The organism is Helicobacter sp. MIT 14-3879, from assembly GCF_003364125.1.
This window is the reverse complement of record NZ_NXLP01000003.1, coordinates 216,573-235,655: the sequence shown is the minus strand read 5'-3', so window position 1 is coordinate 235,655 and position 19,083 is coordinate 216,573. Positions and strand designations below refer to the sequence as shown.

At 30.7% G+C, this 19,083-nt stretch carries 13 protein-coding genes and 1 CRISPR repeat array; of the genes, 6 read left to right on the top strand and 7 right to left on the bottom strand.

The genetic code is table 11. From position 1 onward, the window contains the following. The first annotated feature begins 42 nt into the window (after positions 1-42). From cas9 to cas2, 3 genes are read left to right on the top strand one after another with little or no spacing between them, the layout of a single operon-like run. Positions 43-3,246, top strand: a complete 3,204-nt coding sequence (gene cas9 / locus CQA44_RS03865) for a type II CRISPR RNA-guided endonuclease Cas9 (protein WP_115545963.1) — start codon at positions 43-45, stop codon at positions 3,244-3,246. Between the two features lie 11 nt (positions 3,247-3,257). After that, the gene (cas1, locus tag CQA44_RS03860) at positions 3,258-4,217 is read left to right on the top strand and encodes a type II CRISPR-associated endonuclease Cas1 (protein WP_115545962.1); all 960 of its coding nucleotides are present in this window, start codon (positions 3,258-3,260) and stop codon (positions 4,215-4,217) included. Further along, entirely contained in the window at positions 4,180-4,503 is a 324-nt protein-coding gene (gene cas2 / locus CQA44_RS03855; protein WP_258864888.1) for a CRISPR-associated endonuclease Cas2, read from the top strand. The genes cas1 and cas2 overlap by 38 nt, the downstream gene beginning before the upstream one ends. Positions 4,504-5,562: 1,059 nt before the next feature. After that, positions 5,563-7,180: a CRISPR direct-repeat array (repeat unit 36 nt; unit sequence ATTTTAGCATAAAAGAATTTAATAAGTGGCTAAAAC). 26 nt (positions 7,181-7,206) lie between these two features. On the opposite strand, the gene CQA44_RS03850 is transcribed toward cas2, so the two are convergent. The 3 genes from CQA44_RS03850 to CQA44_RS03840 form a co-directional block, all read right to left on the bottom strand. Then, on the bottom strand, positions 7,207-7,767 hold the full coding sequence (locus tag CQA44_RS03850; protein ID WP_258864887.1) for a hypothetical protein: 561 nt from the start codon (positions 7,765-7,767) through the stop codon (positions 7,207-7,209). A 92-nt stretch (positions 7,768-7,859) separates the two neighbouring features. Continuing rightward, complete coding sequence (locus CQA44_RS03845; RefSeq protein ID WP_258864886.1) at positions 7,860-9,950, bottom strand: TonB-dependent receptor domain-containing protein; 2,091 nt, start codon at positions 9,948-9,950, stop codon at positions 7,860-7,862. A 142-nt stretch (positions 9,951-10,092) separates the two neighbouring features. Further along, complete coding sequence (locus tag CQA44_RS03840; RefSeq protein WP_115545961.1) at positions 10,093-10,668, bottom strand: DedA family protein; 576 nt, start codon at positions 10,666-10,668, stop codon at positions 10,093-10,095. Between the two features lie 127 nt (positions 10,669-10,795). On the opposite strand from CQA44_RS03840, the gene CQA44_RS03835 reads away from it, so the two are divergent. From CQA44_RS03835 to CQA44_RS03825, 3 genes are all read left to right on the top strand, one after another. Continuing rightward, complete coding sequence (locus CQA44_RS03835) at positions 10,796-11,635, top strand: flagellar hook-basal body protein (RefSeq protein ID WP_115545960.1); 840 nt, start codon at positions 10,796-10,798, stop codon at positions 11,633-11,635. Positions 11,636-11,655: 20 nt separating this feature from the next. Then, the gene (flgG, locus tag CQA44_RS03830) at positions 11,656-12,447 is read left to right on the top strand and encodes a flagellar basal-body rod protein FlgG (RefSeq protein ID WP_115545959.1); all 792 of its coding nucleotides are present in this window, start codon (positions 11,656-11,658) and stop codon (positions 12,445-12,447) included. Between the two features lie 161 nt (positions 12,448-12,608). Next, positions 12,609-15,044, top strand: coding sequence for a hypothetical protein (locus CQA44_RS03825; protein WP_115545958.1), 2,436 nt, complete (start codon positions 12,609-12,611; stop codon positions 15,042-15,044). A gap of 679 nt (positions 15,045-15,723) precedes the next feature. Here CQA44_RS03825 and CQA44_RS03820 read toward each other — a convergent pair. The 4 genes from CQA44_RS03820 to CQA44_RS03805 are packed head-to-tail and all read right to left on the bottom strand — an operon-like array spanning position 15,724 to position 19,076. Next, complete coding sequence (locus CQA44_RS03820) at positions 15,724-16,680, bottom strand: sugar transferase (RefSeq protein ID WP_115545957.1); 957 nt, start codon at positions 16,678-16,680, stop codon at positions 15,724-15,726. A gap of 3 nt (positions 16,681-16,683) precedes the next feature. After that, positions 16,684-17,325 (bottom strand): DNA polymerase III subunit delta', encoded by a 642-nt coding sequence (locus tag CQA44_RS03815; protein ID WP_115545956.1) that lies wholly within the window; start codon positions 17,323-17,325, stop codon positions 16,684-16,686. Between the two features lie 3 nt (positions 17,326-17,328). Beyond that, a complete protein-coding gene (locus CQA44_RS03810) occupies positions 17,329-17,871 on the bottom strand; it encodes a HobA family DNA replication regulator (protein WP_115545955.1) in 543 nt (180 codons plus the stop codon). Continuing rightward, on the bottom strand, positions 17,871-19,076 hold the full coding sequence (locus CQA44_RS03805; RefSeq protein ID WP_115545954.1) for an aspartate kinase: 1,206 nt from the start codon (positions 19,074-19,076) through the stop codon (positions 17,871-17,873). Before CQA44_RS03805 ends, CQA44_RS03810 begins: the two co-directional genes overlap by 1 nt. Positions 19,077-19,083: the final 7 nt, after the last annotated feature.

Sequence of the window (19,083 nt, the reverse complement as noted above, 5' to 3'; positions counted from 1 at the left end):
TATATTGTTATAGATATTACAAGATACTTAAGGAGAGGTAATATGAAAATTTTGGGTTTTGATATAGGGATAGCAAGCGTTGGTTGGGCTTATGTGGAGGAGAATGAATTAAGAGATTGTGGGGTGAGAATCTTCACCAAAGCCGAAAATTCAACAGGAGAATCTCTAGCCCTACCACGTAGAGAGGCACGAGGGACAAGGAGGAGGCTAAAACGTAGAAAGCAAAGGCTAAATGAACTAAAAAGGCTGCTTTGCAAGCAGTTTAACTTCAATCTAAATGATTATTGTAGCAATGATGGGGAGCTAGCAAAGGCTTACCAAACGACCAAAGACACCAAAAGCCCTTATGAACTCCGCGCCCTAGCCCTAGAGCAGAAGCTAGATTCTAAAGACTTAGTGCGTGTGATTTTACACATTGCTAAACATCGTGGCTATGGGAATAAACACGCAAAGCGAGACTTAGAAGCAGAGGAGAAAATTAAAGCAAAAATAGAAAAAGAAGACCAAGAAATCACGCAAAAAGCCACACAAGAAAAACAATCCACCACAACAAAGGGAGATTCAAAAAAAGAGCAAGAGCAAGTATTAAAGGCACTTTATCGCAATGAAACAGCACTTAAGCATTATCAAACTGTGGGTCAATATTTCTATAAAGAATTTAAAGAAAAGGGGCAAAGGATACGCAATACAACCAATAATTATCAGCATACAATGCGACAGGATTGGCTAAAGAAAGAGTTAGAGCTTATTTTTGAAAAACAAAAAGAGTTTGGCGCGAAGTTTAGTGAGGGATTTGAAAATAAAATTATAGAAATCGCATTTTTTCAAAGGGATTTAAAAAGCTTTGAGGATAAAGTAGGTCAATGCACATTTTATCCCAATGAGCCTCGCGCCCCTAAAGATTCTCTAAGTGCGATAGAGTTTGTTACGCTTACGCGCATTATTAACACATTAAAAAATCTTGAAGAAAAAAGTAAGAATCTTGGTATTGGCGAAGTGTATGGCAAAGACAAAATAAAAGAGATTCTAAACATCGTGCTAGATAAAGGCGAGATAAGCTACAAGAAATTGCGTGAGATTCTAGGGCTTAATGAGCAAATCACATTTAAAGATAATAAGCTTGATTACGCAAAAGATATGAAAGAAGAGCAAAAGGTAAAATTGATTGAATTTAAGAATCTAAAGGACTTTAAAAAGGCAATAGGAGGGAGCTTCCAAGCTTTTGGGAGCTTTGAAACTTTTGATAGAAAAGAATTAGACTTGATAGCCACAGATATTGCCGTTATTAAGAGTAGAGAAAATCTAGCAAAGAAACTTGAAAATTATCCCTCCCTCACACAAGAGCAAAGAGAATCTCTAAGTGAGCTTAATTTTTCAAAACATATCAATTTAAGCCTTAGGGCATTGGAGAAAATCCTGCCCTTTATGAGAGAGGGCTTGCGTTATAATGAGGCGGTAGAAAAGGCGGGATTACAAGAGCATAGAAAACATAAGCAAAAGAGTGATTTTCTACCCCCACTACAAGATTATGAACCCTATCTTGCAAATCCTGTAGTAGAGAGGGCTTTGAGTGAATATCGCAAGGTGCTAAATGCCCTGCTTAGAAAATATGGACAAGTGCATAAGATTCACCTAGAATTTACGCGTGAGGCAAAACTAAGTAGCAAAGAAAGGCAAAAATATGAAAAAGAGCAAAGAGAGAATTTTGCAAGAAATCAGGAGGCAGAAAAGCAATGTGAGGCTATTGGACTGCCTCTTAATGACGCAAAAAATATCCTTAAGATGAAACTTTGGATAGAGCAAAGGCAACTTTGTGCTTATAGCGGAGAAAAAATCACGATAGAGCATTTAAAAGATTCCACAATGCTAGAAATTGACCATATCTACCCTTATTCTCGTAGTTATGATGATAGCTACAATAATAAGGTGCTTTGTTTAGCTAGAGAAAATCAAAACAAAGGCAATCACACGCCTTTTGAAGCCTTTGGTAAAGACACAGAAAAATGGGATAGGATTCTAAGCCTAGCAAGCAAGCTCCCTAAGCCAAAATATCGTAGAATCTCTAACAAGCAATTTAAAGATAAAGAAGCGGGATTTCTTGCAAGAAATATTGTTGATACAAGCTATATTGCAAGATTAGCAAGTGAATACACCAAGCATTCATTAAATTTCCTGCCCCTAAGTGAAGATGAAGTGATGATTACGGGAGAAAAGGATAGCAAAAAGCATGTCGAGGTAGTAAGCGGAAGCTTGACAGCAACGCTTAGGCATTATTGGGGCTTAGGGGGTAAAAATGGGGATAAAGATAGGGATAATCACCTCCACCACGTAGTCGATGCAATCATTATTGCCTATACGAATGCAAAAGTTATCAAGGCATTTTCAGACTTTAGAAAGCTTCAAGAACAAAATAGGGCGAAATTCTATGCTAAAGAGATTGCTCAATCTAAAGATAAAACCAAAAAAGGATTTGAGCCGCCCTGTGAAAACTTTAGAAATAAAATCCAAGAAAAAGTGGATTCTATCTTTGTCTCTAAGCCACCACGAAAGAGGGCTAGAGGAGCATTGCACGAAGAGACTTTTTATTCTTTAAATGACGCTTCTTTGCTAAAGTCTTATGGCGGACAAGAGGGAGTGCAAAGGGCATTAGAGCTAGGGAAAATCCGCCGCATTGGCACAAAGGTTGTTAGCAATGGAGAGATGAAGCGAGTAGATATTTTTAAAGACAAAAAGGGTAAATTCTATGGAGTGCCTATTTATACGATGGATTTTGCATTAGGCATTTTGCCTAATAAAGCAGTCATAAGTGGTAAAAAAGATGGTGTTATCAAGGATTGGCTAGAAATGGATTCTAATTATGAATTTTGCTTTAGTCTCTTTAAAGATGATTTGATTTTGGTGCAAAAAAGTGAAATGGAAGAGCCAGAGTTATGCTATTATGTGGGGTTTGATTCCTGTAGTCCCAGAATTATTGTTGATAAACATAATAAGTGTTATAAAAATATGAGTGATAATGAGAAAAAATTATTTACGCTAAAAGAAAGAGAAAGAAACAATAAAAAAGAAGAACAAAAACAAGATGATGAAAATAAGGAGCAAAAAATAATTGGCGGAAGATTGGGTATTCAAAACCTCAAAACCTTTAAAAAATATCAAGTCTCGCCGCTAGGAGAAGTTAAAGAAGTAGGGAAAGAAACAAGACAAGCCATTGCTTTAAAATCTACTAAGCACATTAAGCAAGACTAAGGAGGGAGCTAATGTTTGATACTGCTTTTCGCACGCTCTTTCTTAGCACTCCCGCTAAGCTAAGTCTAGCAGATAAACATCTATGTATCACTAAAGAAAGTGATGAGATAAAAATTCCCCTATCTGATATTTTATGTATCATTTTAGAATCTCATCAAATCACCTTGACTAATGCCCTCATCAACGCCCTTGCCTTAAATAAGATTATCGTTTATACCTGTGATAGCTCCCATTTGCCTAGTGGAATCTTTATGCCATTTTTGGGGCATTATAAAAGCTCTAGGGTTTTAGAAACGCAGCTAAAGACCTCAAAACAACAAAAATCAATACTATGGCAGCAAATCATCAAGGCAAAGATTGACAATCAAGCAAGATTCTTAGCAATGCTCAATAAAGCAGAAGTAAGCACATTACAATCCCTTGCAAAAAGCGTGTATTTAGGGGATTCTAGTAATAATGAAGCTAAGGCAGCGGCGATTTATTTTAAGGCTCTTTTTGGCAGAGATTTCTCTAGGAAAACCCAAATATTTGAGGATAAAAATATCGGCGTTATCAATGCCGCACTTAATTATGGCTATGCGATTGTGAGAGGAGCGATTGTGCGAAGCCTGTGTGCAAGTGGGCTTAATCCTGCTCTTGGCATATTTCACGCTAATCAATTTAATCCCTTTAATCTCGCTGATGACTTGATAGAGCCTTATAGAATCTTTGTGGATTCCCTTGTAGAAAAGATAAGAAAGCTCGGTGAATTGGACGAAAATCTCTCCTTAGAAAATCGCTTGGAACTCGCAGAGATTCTTAGCACACAAGTCTGCATAGGAGAAAAATACTATCCACTTTATCGGGCAGTAATAGCAAGCGTGCAAAGCCTATTAAATGCGATAGGCAAAAATGTGGCATTAGCCCTACCCTGCTTTGAAAAGGATAAATCTAATGGAAGAGAAATTTATGAGAGTGCTAGTGATGTTTGATATGCCGACAAGCACAAAAGAGGACAGAAAGGCTTGCACGCAGTTTCGCACAAAGCTCATCAAAGAGGGCTTTATGATGCTACAATTTAGCGTCTATATGAGAATCTGCAAGGGCGTGGCAAGTGCCAATAGCCATTTGGATAGGCTGGATTTGATTCTGCCGCCTAAGGGGCATATCAGGGCGCTCATACTCACTGAAAAACAATTTGATAATATGCGACTTTTGCTAGGCAAAAGAAGTGAAAATGAGAAAGCCAATAAACCAAGACAACTAACACTTTTTTAGGTGATGTTTTTAGCTAAAACTTGTTAATGATGAGTGATTTAAATGATAGGTTTTGATAATATTTTTTACTGACACTTTTTAGCTAACACTTTTTTGGATAGCATTTGTTAGCTAACACTTTTTTAGGTGATAGTATTTAAGATAATGCTTATTGATGATAAAGTGATTTTTAGCTAAAACTTGTTTAACTGATATTTTTTAAATGATATGTTTTCACCTTTTTAACTAAAACTTTTAGGTGATAAATGCTTTTAACTGACACCTTTTATTAGAGATGATAAATGTTTTTAGCTAGTGTTTTTAGGTGATAAATGCTTTTTAACTAATATTTTTTAACGATGAATATTTTTAGATGATATTTCTAGCTAGTGTTTTTTACTGACACTTTTTAGATGATATTTTTAGATAGATTCTTAGCTGGTATTTTTAGATGATGAATGATTTTTTAGCTAATGTTTAAAAGCAAATTCCCTCTGTCTATCCAAATGCTGTGCCTTACCAAGCCTTATTTTTGTGATTTGTTTGTAATTTAGCTTTGCATAAATGCTATTTAAAAATATTATTTATGCCCTATCTTTTTTATCAATATCAATTTATTAGCAATATAAAACTCTTTAAATTAAATATTTCAATTTGATGGGAGAGCATTGATAATAATCAATGGAAATTGATAATAACTTGCCTGATAAAAAGAATCTTAATAAAAAAGTTTGCAAAAAAATTTGATAGAAAAGGCTTAACAAAAATAGGAAGTATAATTTGATAGTCTATATTTAGATTAAAGTAGAAAATCATATTAAATAGAAAATATCATATCAAATTTAAGGTAGAAAAAAGTAGAAAATCGGTTGGGCATCTTATGCCCTGGGTATGTTGTAAAGCCCTAAAGGGTTTATACACAGAAACCTGCGGGAGACCGATAAACTCCCTTATTTTAGCCACTTATTAAATTCTTTAGAGGAATTATATCCTAGTTTTTCTTAAAAAACTACCCTCTTAATATTTACGACCTCTACAATCGCTTGAAATATCCTAAAACACGCTATTTTAAGCTAGTCTATTTTAGCATAAAAGAATTTAATAAGTGGCTAAAACAATACTAGTAAAACAAATAATGTATATTTAATTTTAGCATAAAAGAATTTAATAAGTGGCTAAAACTCAAGTCGATCTTCTGTGAAGTCCATAAGTATTTTAGCATAAAAGAATTTAATAAGTGGCTAAAACACAAATCCTCTTTTAATCGACGAAACAAAATTTTAGCATAAAAGAATTTAATAAGTGGCTAAAACTTTAAAATTTTTTACTAAAACCTTATTCTCATTTTAGCATAAAAGAATTTAATAAGTGGCTAAAACTTTAATTTCTTACAAAAAAGTATGCAAGGTATTTTAGCATAAAAGAATTTAATAAGTGGCTAAAACAACAAAATAAAACTTTAAAAAAATGTATCAATTTTAGCATAAAAGAATTTAATAAGTGGCTAAAACTAAAGCTTTTTGTTAGCTAACCTTGTAACTATTTTAGCATAAAAGAATTTAATAAGTGGCTAAAACCTGTAAGCATAGAAGCTATTGTTGGTAAAAATTTTAGCATAAAAGAATTTAATAAGTGGCTAAAACTATGCTTTAGGACAGCTTTCAATTATAGTAATTTTAGCATAAAAGAATTTAATAAGTGGCTAAAACAAAGCTTGATGATAGCTTTATTTTAAGCTTATTTTAGCATAAAAGAATTTAATAAGTGGCTAAAACTAAAAAAGCAAAATGCAGCGGGGGGATGATATTTTAGCATAAAAGAATTTAATAAGTGGCTAAAACTACTTTTATGCTATTTTAAAATCATTGTTTATTTTAGCATAAAAGAATTTAATAAGTGGCTAAAACTAAATCTACTAGCTTAATATGTCCAGCATAATTTTAGCATAAAAGAATTTAATAAGTGGCTAAAACCTAAAGAATTAATAAAAATATGCAAACTAATTTTAGCATAAAAGAATTTAATAAGTGGCTAAAACATATGCAAATATAAAAAGTAATAATCATTTATTTTAGCATAAAAGAATTTAATAAGTGGCTAAAACTTATTTGTGATGTATCTTTTATTTATTTCTATTTTAGCATAAAAGAATTTAATAAGTGGCTAAAACTAAATCTACTAGCTTAATATGTCCAGCATAATTTTAGCATAAAAGAATTTAATAAGTGGCTAAAACCTAAAGAATTAATAAAAATATGCAAACTAATTTTAGCATAAAAGAATTTAATAAGTGGCTAAAACCCACTGCCATACATTAGACTCATCTTGGTTATTTTAGCATAAAAGAATTTAATAAGTGGCTAAAACTTTGTAATTTATCATTGCCTCTAAAAAGATAATTTTAGCATAAAAGAATTTAATAAGTGGCTAAAACCTTATCATCACAAATATATAAAATATATTCATTTTAGCATAAAAGAATTTAATAAGTGGCTAAAACAGAGATAGGGTTCTTGCGTGTAATAATATGATTTTAGCATAAAAGAATTTAATAAGTGGCTAAAACTTTACACCGATTACATCCCAATGTTGTGTCATTTTAGCATAAAAGAATTTAATAAGTGGCTAAAACTTAGCCATAGCACAAAGCTCATAAAAAGTAATTTTAGCATAAAAGAATTTAATAAGTGGCTAAAACAAATATCATACAAATTAGCTTACCACTTAAACTACACTAAAGTAAATTGCTAAAGATGTTAGAATAAATCCTAAACCAAATGCTATTAATGCCTCTTTTCTCTTTCGCTTACAAAATGAGGTCATAATAAGCCCAGATAGATAAAAAAGCATTAATGATATAGCAAAACCAATAGCAATAATATCAAAGTAATAAGCACCTTTTGCTTTATGCATTAAAAGCAAGATTCCATATAATCCTCTATCTATTACACGAACCTGTGGCTCTCCTTGTTTATTCTTAACAATAGAGGCACTATACTTCATACTACCCATAGTGGGGCTTCCTCTTTGAATTTTTACTTCAGTATTTTTTGGAATTTTTAAATTATTATCTTGCAATACTTTTATAATAAATTCTTTTTCTTTTCCTGCTTTAGGTGGCTCTTTAATACTAAATTCATATATACTTGCACCTGCATTCTCTTTAATATCAAATATATATCCAACACCTGTAATTACATAAATTACACAAGCAGGCAAAAAAAACAAGCTTAAATATGTATGTATTTGCATCCAATTTTTATTAGTCATTATAAACTTTCCCAAAAACCTTCTCCTTAAAAATTATAATTAATTAAATTATAAAATAATGATTGTGAAATGAATGTGAAATTCATCTCACTATAATGTTATGTATTTTAAAAATCTGCTTTAAATGTTAGCCAATAGCTTCTGCTAGGAAGTATTCTTTGATAAGAATTAATATAATTTTGATTATTGCCATTTTGATATAGCACATAATCTTCAAAATTTACATCAAGTAAATTGTTTATAGCAAATGTAAAGCTGTAATTCTCTAAGAATCTATAAGTTGCCCCTAAGTCTAGCAAATGATAATCTTTATAATATTTTCCGACAACACTTCTAGCACTTGTGTTTCTTAGACTATAAGAAGTTGGTGTTTTAAAGTTTCCCGTCCATCGTAAATATATATCAAAATATTCATATCTATATGAAGGTTTGATTGTAAATTTATGTCTAGCTATATTATTAACAGGAGAACCTTTAGGGACAAAATTATTACCTGTTCCTGTATCTCTTAGTGTTTGTGTATGTGTAAAGCCATAGCTCATATCAAGCCCAAAGCCATATATTGGCTTTAGTTTTAATGCTGCCTCTGCGCCAGCCATTAAAGATTTGTCAATATTACGATAAGTTTTACAATTATTTTCATTTGTGCATTCACTATCTGTAAAAGCAATAGCCTCAATTTGATCTCTAAAGTCAGTATAAAATCCTGTTAGTGTAATAAATACTGGATTTAAATCAAATATAGTGCTAAATTCATAGTTATAGCTCTGCTCTGGCTTTAAATCCTTATTACCAAAAGTTCCTCTCTGACTAGCATCAAAAGTCCAACCATCATAAAGATATGCAAGATTAGGAGCTCTAACTCCACTTGTAACACCTAATTTAAAAGTTAAAAAATTTGTTGGATTTACATTAATATAGAATCTTGGATTTGGTATTGCTGTATAAATATCACTATAATTATATCTTAAGCCCAAAGTAGTGCTAAGATACTCAAATGGGATATATTCACCCTCTGCAAAAATAGATACTTCATTCATGTGGCGAGAAAATTTTGTGCTTTTATTAATAAGCTGCTCATATAGATAATTAAGCCCTCCATTGAAGACTAAAACTCCATAATCTTCAAAGTCAAAGCTTCTATTATATGTGCTATTTAAGATTATATCTTTATTATCTCTCTTAGAATTCCAATTTAGAGAGCTTCCTTTAGAGCCACCAATAGGAATATTAGTGTGTGGTGCCCAAAATGTTTGTGAGTATTGAATATAGCTTGTTAAATTACCCCAATTATAATTTGCACTATGATTTAATACAGAATTGATTTTATAAAAGTCTCTAATTGCAGTTATTTGATTAACTGAAGTATTTAGAGAGCCTGTCCTTGCAAAGTAAGTCTCTGCGTCTAAATAAATATTATTATTTTCATTAATAGTCCAATTTAGCCTACCTCCTGCATTCCAATTTTGAAAGCCCGTAGCAGACCAAGTCGTATATGGATTTATATGTTGCGGACTACCAACCATATTATTTCTTAAAGATTCTGGCTTTAAGAAAGCATTTTGACCACCATACTTATAGCCACCTCTAACATTAAATGATAAAACTTTCTCTATAATAGGAGCACTAATATAACCATTTATCCCATAAATATTACCAAAAGTTTTATAATGCTCTGCCAATCTTGTTTCTAGCTGAACTCCACCTGTGATTTTATCTACATTTTTCTTTGTAATAATATTTATAACACCACCCATTGCGTCACTTCCATATATTAATGATGCAGGACCACGTATAACCTCTATCCTATCAATCATACTTGGAGGGGGCATAAAGCTAGTAAATGTTCCACTAAATCCATTTGCATCAAAGCCTTGAGCGACATTTTGTCTCTTACCATCTATCAAAATTAAAGTATAACCAGAATCTAAACCCCTCATTGAGATAGTATTTCCGCCTGTCTTTCCTGCCTCTACATAAACTCCGGGAATATCTTGCACAACATCACCTAAATCCCTAATAGGACGAGTTAATATCTCTTCTTTAGGGATAACACTAATACTTGCTGGAGCATTTTTAATCTTTTGTTCATATCCACTTGCAGAAACTACACTCTCACCTATATACACCTCTTCTAAATCTTCTGCATTTAAAATACCAATAAATAAAATACTAAATAAAAATAGATTAAAAAACATAATTTTAATTCCTCTCAAAATAATATAAAAATTGAGAATGGATATTAATATTATAAAAATTAAAGAAGGCTTAATATTAAGAATTGTTATTAATATTTAACAAAACGAAATAATATCTTATTAAATATTTATTAAAGTAGGTTTATTTTTTGCTAATTTTACTTGTAAGAAAAAATATTGCTAGAAGTATAATAACCCCAAATATTGGGAATATATAAGGATTGCTATCATAAGTTTTTTTAATAAAATCTCCCATAACATAGCTAAGAACTCCAACTAAAATTGCCCATATAAATGAAGCAAAAAAATTATATATCATAAATTTATTATTACTATATTTACTAATGCCAATTACCATAGGAACAATTGTCTTAATTCCATAAACATATTTATGAATGAAAATAATTATAAAGTCATATTTTTTTATCCAAATACTAATTAATGCAATTTTTCTTTTATGGTTTTTTAGGTATTTCATAACTTCAGCTTTTTGATACCTAGATATATAAAAAAGCACACTAGAGCCAATTAAATTTGCTGTTCCTGCTACAAAAATACAAAGATAAATATTTAATGAATTTATAGATTCTATCACTCCACTAGATAATATTCCTGCTGCTAAAAGTGCTATAAATCCTCCCCCAAGAGAATAAAAAAATAATATTATATAACCCCATACACCGATAGACCCACTTAGATTTTGCAAGATTTCTTCCAAAGTATTCCTTGATAATTTAAATACTAGATTCTAGCATAAAGCTAAAATAACTCATAATAATAAATATATCATTATTTTGGAATAAATCTTGCTTTAAAATTATCAAAGTTTAATTAGGATAATTTATATGGAAAATGGTTTCTACAACGCTACCGGTGGAATGGTTACACAATTTAATAGACTTGATGTAATCTCAAACAACCTAGCAAATACAAATACTAATGGCTTTAAAAGAGATGATGTTGTAATTGGTGATTTTATGAGATTATATGAAGAATACAAACACGAATTACCTCTCAAAAATCACACAAGAGAAGCAGCAAAGTTTCTAAACCGCACACTAAATCGCGTTCCTATTGTGGTAGAAGAATATAGCGATATAAGTATTGGAGGATTCGCTAAGACTGAAAATCCACTTGATTTAGCACTAAATAATAAAAATGCTTTTTTTGCAATTCAAACTCCAAATGGAGTAAGATATACGCGAGATGGTGCTTTCACAATAGATAATAATGGCATTTTAGTTACAAAACAAGGCTATCCTGTTTTATCAAAAGAGGGTATAGATGAAGAGGGATTTATAACAATTGATGCTTCAAATAACAACTTGGAAGTAAGCAAAAATGGAGATATATTCATTAGAAATCTAAGCAATGAGAACATAGGTAATCCAGAACCAATAGGAAATATTGCAATAGTAAATTTTATCAATCCAAAATTCCTTAAAAAAGTAGGTTCTAATCTCTACGAACTTCCACAAGATAGAATTAATGAGAGACAAAATATAAATGATAATAATGCAATACTAAGTGGTTTTATTGAAAAAAGTAATATTAATCCTGTTATTGAAATGACAGCATTAATTAGCACAAATAGACTTGTAGATATTTATTCTAAAGTAATGAAAACATATCAAGATGACCTAGCTACTGAAGCTATAAATAAACTAGCACAAAATAGAGCATAATAAAACAAAAGGAGTTAATTATGATTAGAGCATTATATACTGCTTCAACAGGAATGATTGGAATGCAAACACAGGTTGATACAACCTCAAACAATATAGCAAATGTTAGCACCATAGGCTATAAAAAGCAAAGAGCAGAATTTGCAGATTTATTTTATCAAACTATGCAATATGCAGGGACTTCTACTAGTGAAACTACCATTGCACCAACAGGTATTGAAATAGGACTTGGAGTAAGACCTATATCTATTGCAAAACATTTCTCACAAGGAAGCCCAAAAGAAACTGAAAATAACCTAGATATTGCAATAACAGGAAAAGGATTCTTTCAAATAGAACTTCCAGATGGGACAATAGCATACACTAGAAATGGAAGTTTTAAGCTTGATAATGAAGGGAATATCGTAAATAGCGAGGGTTATAGACTAATCCCAAATATCACCATTCCAGAAGATGCAACAAAGATAAATATTGGCACAGATGGGACTATTAGCGTTGTACAAGCAAACTCTACCGAGCTAAATACTCTAGGGCAGATTGAAACAACTACTTTTATAAACCCTGCAGGATTACACTCTATGGGAGACAATCTATATATTAATACAAATGCTTCGGGTGAGCCTATAAATGGCATTCCGGGGACTGAAGGATTTGGAATGCTAAGGCAGGGATTTATTGAAATGAGTAATGTGAAGTTAGTAGAAGAAATGGTAGATTTAATCACAGGACAAAGAGCTTATGAGGCAAACTCTAAGACAATACAAACTGCAGATTCTATGCTTCAGACAATAAATTCATTAAAAAGAGCTTAAATTAAATTTAAATCTAACACTATAAAACTTAATATTTATTATTAAGTTTTAATTAATGTTTAATATTAAAATATTTTTTAAGCTTGATTATGATAGCTTTACATTTATAAATCATTTACTTTTAATGATTATGAAATATCTTAAGCTAAGGAGGATTTAAAATGAGAGCAATATTCTTACTATTAGTATTTTTTAGTGGCTATATCTATGCCTATCCCTTTATCTGCTTCCAAGATATAGGCAAGAGTTTCTATTATAGTAAAAAAGATAAGAAAACGATATATAGGTATCAACATTGCTTAAGTCAGAAAGATTTTCAAAAAGTTGCTATATGCGTACATGCAATAACAGGAAAAAGCAATGGTAAAGATGGCACAATGTGTGAGAGGAATTTTAATTCAAAAACCGGGGTAGCTGATCCAGGTGGCTGGGTATATGAGCCTGATTATAATCTTATTAATGGTAAATGGACTGTAAACTGGCAAGGCTGTAGAGATATGTATGGACCTGCTGGTATAATAAATAATGTGGCTATACCTGCAGCAGGAAGAGTGGTCCATTATAAAAAGGAAACTTTACTTCACCAGGATAGTTGTCTTCAAGGAGGGAAAATACCTGTAAAAGCTTCGCCCGTAACTCCACCACCTAAGCCTACGCCACCACCAACTCCTACTAAATTAATCATTAAAGATGAATTTGCAAATGAGGATATAACTAAAATTCATACCAAAATTTCAGGTAATTCTGCAGTATTTCATATATTTAAAGAAAATAGTCATAACAGACTTGGATCGGGATTGAAGTCCGTAACTTGCACTATTGATGGAAGCTCAAGTCAAACAATAACCAAAGATGAATTTACCTTAAATGATGCCTTTGTGTTTAAATATAAACCACAAGATGGTTTTCCTAACACAGGAACACATAGCATTAATTGTAGTGGAGTAGATAATAGTAACAATCCAGTAGAGGGTGAAGCTACATTTTATTCTGCACCAGATTCTTATACTTATACTGCTAGTGTGAGTTTTCCAAATGGACATAATACTGAAAAAATAAACCCAAATAATGTTGAAAAAATTAAATATAACAACACAAAACAATATATACATAATAATTCTTCTTGGAATAGAAAGCCTGTAATAAAAACTTTTGAAAATCTAGAATTATATTTAGATAATGTATATGCCTATAATGCAAGAGGCGTAGTAGATACTGGTGTTAAATCAACAATAAGTATAGATATTAATAATATAAATGAATTTAAAAATGATATTAAAAAGATTACTACAAAAGCTCCTAATGTTGTAACTATAAATAAAAATCAATGCAAATCATCAAATCCAAACATTCCTACTATAAATCCTATATCTTTGGTAAATGGTGCAATGAGTGCGTCTAAAACGCCTTCACTTACATTTAATAATAATAATGCTCTAATAGGAACTATGAGTATAACTTACCAAGATAAAGATATAGCAACAAAAATTGAGAGTGAAAGAAAGGCAGGAAATTGTGGAAAATACAACAAAGCTCCTTGTCCAATACCAGCTAAAGCAACATTTATATTTGATTATCAAGTAGTCCCAAATGACTTTAAAGTGGAAGTATTAGATGCTAAATCTAATCCTTTAAAAGTGCTATATTTTGGTCAAGGTAGCAATCCTTCAGTAGAAGAGAATTCAGCTAAGATAAAATTAACAGCAATAGGAACTAATGCTAAACCTTTGGATAACTTTGATGCAAGCTGTGCAGCACAGGATGTAGATATAGATATTAATCTAAATAGCAAAGATGCGTTTATAGAATTATTAAATAAGGATGGAAGTAAATCTAACACGATTCCATTAGCCAACTTTAAGCAAGGAATTGCAGAGATAGAAAAGATTATTTCTATTAAAAAAGATGCTAATACTAACTTTACTCCTAATATGAAAAATGAACCTGTATTTTTAGATAAAGGTATAAGTAGTGAAATAGCATTTACAGGATTTAATTCAAATAACACTTATTATCCATCATACACTCCAGCTAATAATGGAATTGATATGGTAATACTAAGAGGTAGAATAAATGCCATAGACACAGATGATAACACAAAGGCTGGTTCTCCAAGCCCTACTAAAGTATATTATGAATTTCAGTGTGAATATTGTGATTTAAATAAACTAGGCAAAATAACAGGAGTAAAAAGCTACAAACAAAGCCCTACTCAACAGGGTTGGTTTATAGACTCTACATTCTCAAATTTTAATTCAACTAAAATAACTAAAGACAAAGTAGCAATAGAGAGTGGAGGATTAAATATAAACTCTATTAGCAATCCCAAAGATGGAATACAAGAAATAAGCTATGGCTCTGCTAACTCTGGTAAATATAAGCTAAATATATCTCATGGTGAATTATTAAATGGAAAAATTCCAATATCTATGCCAGATTTCTTATTATATAATCCATATTGGAATAAAAATGTTAAATGGCATACAAGCTCATTTATTTACATTAAAGGAAGAGCTAAAGATGATAATAGAGATTATGGCGTAGATACAGGCGTTGCAAAGAACACTAGAAATGGTGGAAGAACAGGAGGATTCTAAAAATCCTCTTTTAATATATTAATCTTAAATATGTTAATTTAAATGTATTTAAGATTACTAGATAACTAATTATTTATAGAAAACTCTATCTGCACTTACAAAATAAATATTAAATCTAAAATAGATTCTAAAAGGATTCCTCTTAGATGCTAATTTATCATAAATACTTATAAAATTGGATCTATAACTTTTTTATATATAATCTCTTAGGTCTAATAAAAAAGGTTACATTTAGTTAAGCAAATGTTAGTTAAAAATCTTCTACATTCTTTAACTAAAGCCTTAGAAATAGCAAAATTAAAAGACTTAATAGAAAAAGCCCAATGCAAGCATAACTGAATTATTCAAATTTCTCAATCACTAATGAGAAGCGGACACGGATAAAAATCAAATATTAAAAATAAAGTGAGTAAAAATCAAAGCTTAGAGGTAAAATATGTAAAAAGAAAAGCTTAAAAATAAAGTAGATAAAAAATAAACACTTAGAAGATAGTGTGTAAAAATCAAAGCCTAAAGCATAGTAGATAAATCAGAGGTTAAAAGTAAAATAAATAAATAAAGCTTAAAAATAAAGTAGGTAAAGAATCAAAACTTAAAGGATAGCCGTTAAATCAAATGCTAAAAATAAAGTGGATAATAAAATAAAAACCCTAAAAAGTAAAATAGATAAAAATAAAAATTATATCTTAGCTTTGCTTCCTATACACTTTTTAAAAAGTCTTATTATCTTATTTTTTATTTTTATCTTTAGAGGTGTTTTAAGGCTTAAATGAAAATTTTGGATTCTGCTTAATGCTATGCTACTTTCTTCAATATATTTAGGAAAGTTAATTGGAAATTTCTCATTAATGCTAGGGGGATTATATATATCCTCACTCCCGCAATGCACTCCAGACCCATCAAAACCAATTTGTTTGACATAAGATAGCTTTGGCATAAGAGTTAGAGTCCTGTATTTATAAGAAATGAGATAACTAAAAATTGCCCAAGTTTTTATTTTGCCATTTACATTAAGAAGAAAATGGCTATAAAAAGAGGCATAGCCGTCTAAATTAATGTATTTAATATCATTTTTATCAAAATTCTCCAAAACCCAATCTATATCCCTTTTAAAAAGCTTCCACCTATCGCTCCAAATAGCCCAACCCCAACAATGCGGTATCCGCCAAAAAAAGCAATCATCTAAATTGCTAGTATCAATGGGATAATTCCAAGCAGAGATACTATAAACTTTTGGCTCATCTTTATATTTGACAAGCCCTGCATTCATATAGTCCAAAAACACAGGGCTAACCACTATATCATCTTCTAAAATAATTGCCTTATCATATTGATTAACCACTTCTGTAACGCCAGAAATGATAGAATCTGCTAATCCTAAGTTTTTATCTCTAAAGTTAAGCTCTACCCCAGCTTTAAAGATACCCTTAAAAATATGGCTGATTTGCTTGACATATTCTCTTACTCTCGCTACCTTTTGCTGCTCATCAAAAGTAGCATTATCTTTATAATTATCACAAAAGATAATTAGCTTGCTATCCTTTGCTAAAGAATTTTTAGCAAGAGATTCTACCACTTTCTTGGTATGCTCTAATCTATTATATGTAAAAAGAATAATTGGTGCAAGATTACCCATACTTCATCTTTTATTAAAATTTCTTTTCTTATGCTCTAAAATCATCAATAAAAGCTTTAAAAATATATATTTTGGCTGCTCATAAGAATCTACCTCAAACATTGCTTTACTAAAGCAGTCTAGCTCTCTTCTATTAAGCTTGAGATTTGCCTCTTTTGTAGCAAAAAGCAGGCTTGTTATCTTACTTCTTAATTCATCTCTTTTTAATTGGGAGCTAAGATTTGCTAAAAATTCGCTAATAACGCCTAAATTTATTTTATTTAAGTCAATTTCAAACTTAGCAATTTCAGTTTTAACTTTTTTATTGATTATTATCATTCGTGAGATAATAGTTGGCAAAATTGAGCTTTTATACTTGGTAACTAAAATAAATTTAATATTTTTTGGTGGCTCTTCTAAAACCTTCAATAAAGCATTTTGTGCGTATATATTAAACTTATCTCCTACTAAAATAATTATTTTTATTTCATTTGATGAAATATAACTCTCATCTATTGCTTCTCTTGCGTGTTCTATCTTAAAATCACCTTTCTTTAGAGCATCTTCATTCATTGGAAAAACTCTAGTATTGTTATATTTAGCCCTTAAATTTCTAATCTCATTTTCCAAATCATTAACAATAATTATTTCGCCAATATCTCTCACTCTTTAATCCAAAATTATTTCATTAAACATTATTGCATCAATACTCCTATCAAGCACTCTAAATAGCTGTAAAAGCTTAATATCTGAATTTAAATCATTTGAGTTTAGATTAAATGCTGCATGAAGATTGCTATCATAAGCCCAAATGAAGCTATTTGGGTGCTCTATGGCTAATGTTGCTAAATTATTATCAGTCTTACCTACATACCAAATAGTATGATTTTTAAAAGCAATATCTAGCATATCCTCTATATATTGTGTATTTATCTTAGAATCTGGCAATATAGTATTAATATCAAATATAGGTATAAGTGGGCGACCTTTATTTAAATTAATATTTTGTAAAACATATCTAAGAAACCAATTTCTTTTAGAATCTGTGCAAATAACTATAGAATATCCATTTATAATATTATTTATAAACCGATATGCAATATTACACCAATCAAATCTTTTTTCTTCAAGCCAAGCTAATGCTAAGACCTCATCATCGCCTCTTATTAATTCTAAAGTCCAATTAGGAAAAACTAAATCAATATTATTCATTACTTATCTAACTCATAGGCATTATGCAAGGCTCTTACTGATAATTCAGCGTATTTTATATCAATTATCATAGAAATTTTAATCTCACTTGTGCTAATCATCATAATATTTATATTCTCATTAGCCATTGTGCTAAAAGTTTTACTTGCAACACCTGAATGACTCTTCATTCCCAAGCCTACAATGGAGACTTTTGCGATATTTTCATCATATTCAATTCCTTGTGCAGAATTTCTAAAATCACTTAACAATTTTCTACAAAGTGCAATATCTGTTTTTGGAATGGTAAAGTCAATATCTGTTTTTCCATCTCTACCTATTGTTTGAACTATCATATCTACATTTATATTAGAATTTGCTAGAGAACTAAAAAGAGCAGCTGCAATTCCGGGTTTATCATTTACATCAATTAAACTAACCCTCGCTTGATTTTTATCTAATGCTATACCTGAAATTATAGGTTTTTCCATTATTTCCTCCTCATTTGTAATTATCGTCCCTGCATTATCATTAAATGAATTTCTAGTAATGATTTTAACATTTAACTTTTTTGCCATCTCAACAGAACGATTAAGCAATACCTTTGCACCCAAAGATGCTAACTCTAACATTTCATCATAACTTATTTTATCAATCTTTTTTGCCCTTTGCTCAATTCTAGGGTCAGTAGTATATACCCCATCAACATCTGTATAAATCTCACATATATCAGCATTCAGTGCTCCAGCTAATGCCACAGCTGATAAATCACTACCTCCTCTTCCTAATGTAGTAATATATCCATTATCATTAACTCCTTGAAATCCCGCTACAATAACTATATAATCATCATTTAAATACTTTATTATATTATCTGTATTGACATCTTGAATTTTAGCTTTTGTATAAATATCATCAGTTCTTATTCCTGCAGCCCTGCCACTTAGTGATATTGCTTTAGCTCCTAATTCATTTAAAGCAATTGAAAGAAGAGCACTTGTTACAATTTCTCCTGTGCTTAATACTTTATCTACTTCCCTTTCATTTGGTAATTGGCTAAAATATTTTGTATATCCTATCAATTTATCTGTCTCTCCACCCATAGCAGATACTACAACCACTATTTTATCGCCTATATTCCTTGACTTTAGCACTTTTTTTGCAATATTTTCTATCCTTTGACAATCACCAACACTTGTCCCACCATATTTTTGAATAATTAGCATATAGTAT

What these genes read in the sequence shown, in the direction of transcription:
- cas9 (WP_115545963.1), top strand. Translation starts at nt 43, where the DNA reads ATGAAAATTTTGGGTTTTGATATAGGGATAGCAAGCGTTGGTTGGGCT.
- cas1 (WP_115545962.1), top strand. Translation starts at nt 3,258, where the DNA reads ATGTTTGATACTGCTTTTCGCACGCTCTTTCTTAGCACTCCCGCTAAG.
- cas2 (WP_258864888.1), top strand. Translation starts at nt 4,180, where the DNA reads ATGGAAGAGAAATTTATGAGAGTGCTAGTGATGTTTGATATGCCGACA.
- CQA44_RS03845 (WP_258864886.1), bottom strand. Translation starts at nt 9,950, where the DNA reads ATGTTTTTTAATCTATTTTTATTTAGTATTTTATTTATTGGTATTTTA.
- CQA44_RS03835 (WP_115545960.1), top strand. Translation starts at nt 10,796, where the DNA reads ATGGAAAATGGTTTCTACAACGCTACCGGTGGAATGGTTACACAATTT.
- flgG (WP_115545959.1), top strand. Translation starts at nt 11,656, where the DNA reads ATGATTAGAGCATTATATACTGCTTCAACAGGAATGATTGGAATGCAA.
- CQA44_RS03825 (WP_115545958.1), top strand. Translation starts at nt 12,609, where the DNA reads ATGAGAGCAATATTCTTACTATTAGTATTTTTTAGTGGCTATATCTAT.
- CQA44_RS03820 (WP_115545957.1), bottom strand. Translation starts at nt 16,680, where the DNA reads ATGGGTAATCTTGCACCAATTATTCTTTTTACATATAATAGATTAGAG.
- CQA44_RS03810 (WP_115545955.1), bottom strand. Translation starts at nt 17,871, where the DNA reads ATGAATAATATTGATTTAGTTTTTCCTAATTGGACTTTAGAATTAATA.
- CQA44_RS03805 (WP_115545954.1), bottom strand. Translation starts at nt 19,076, where the DNA reads ATGCTAATTATTCAAAAATATGGTGGGACAAGTGTTGGTGATTGTCAA.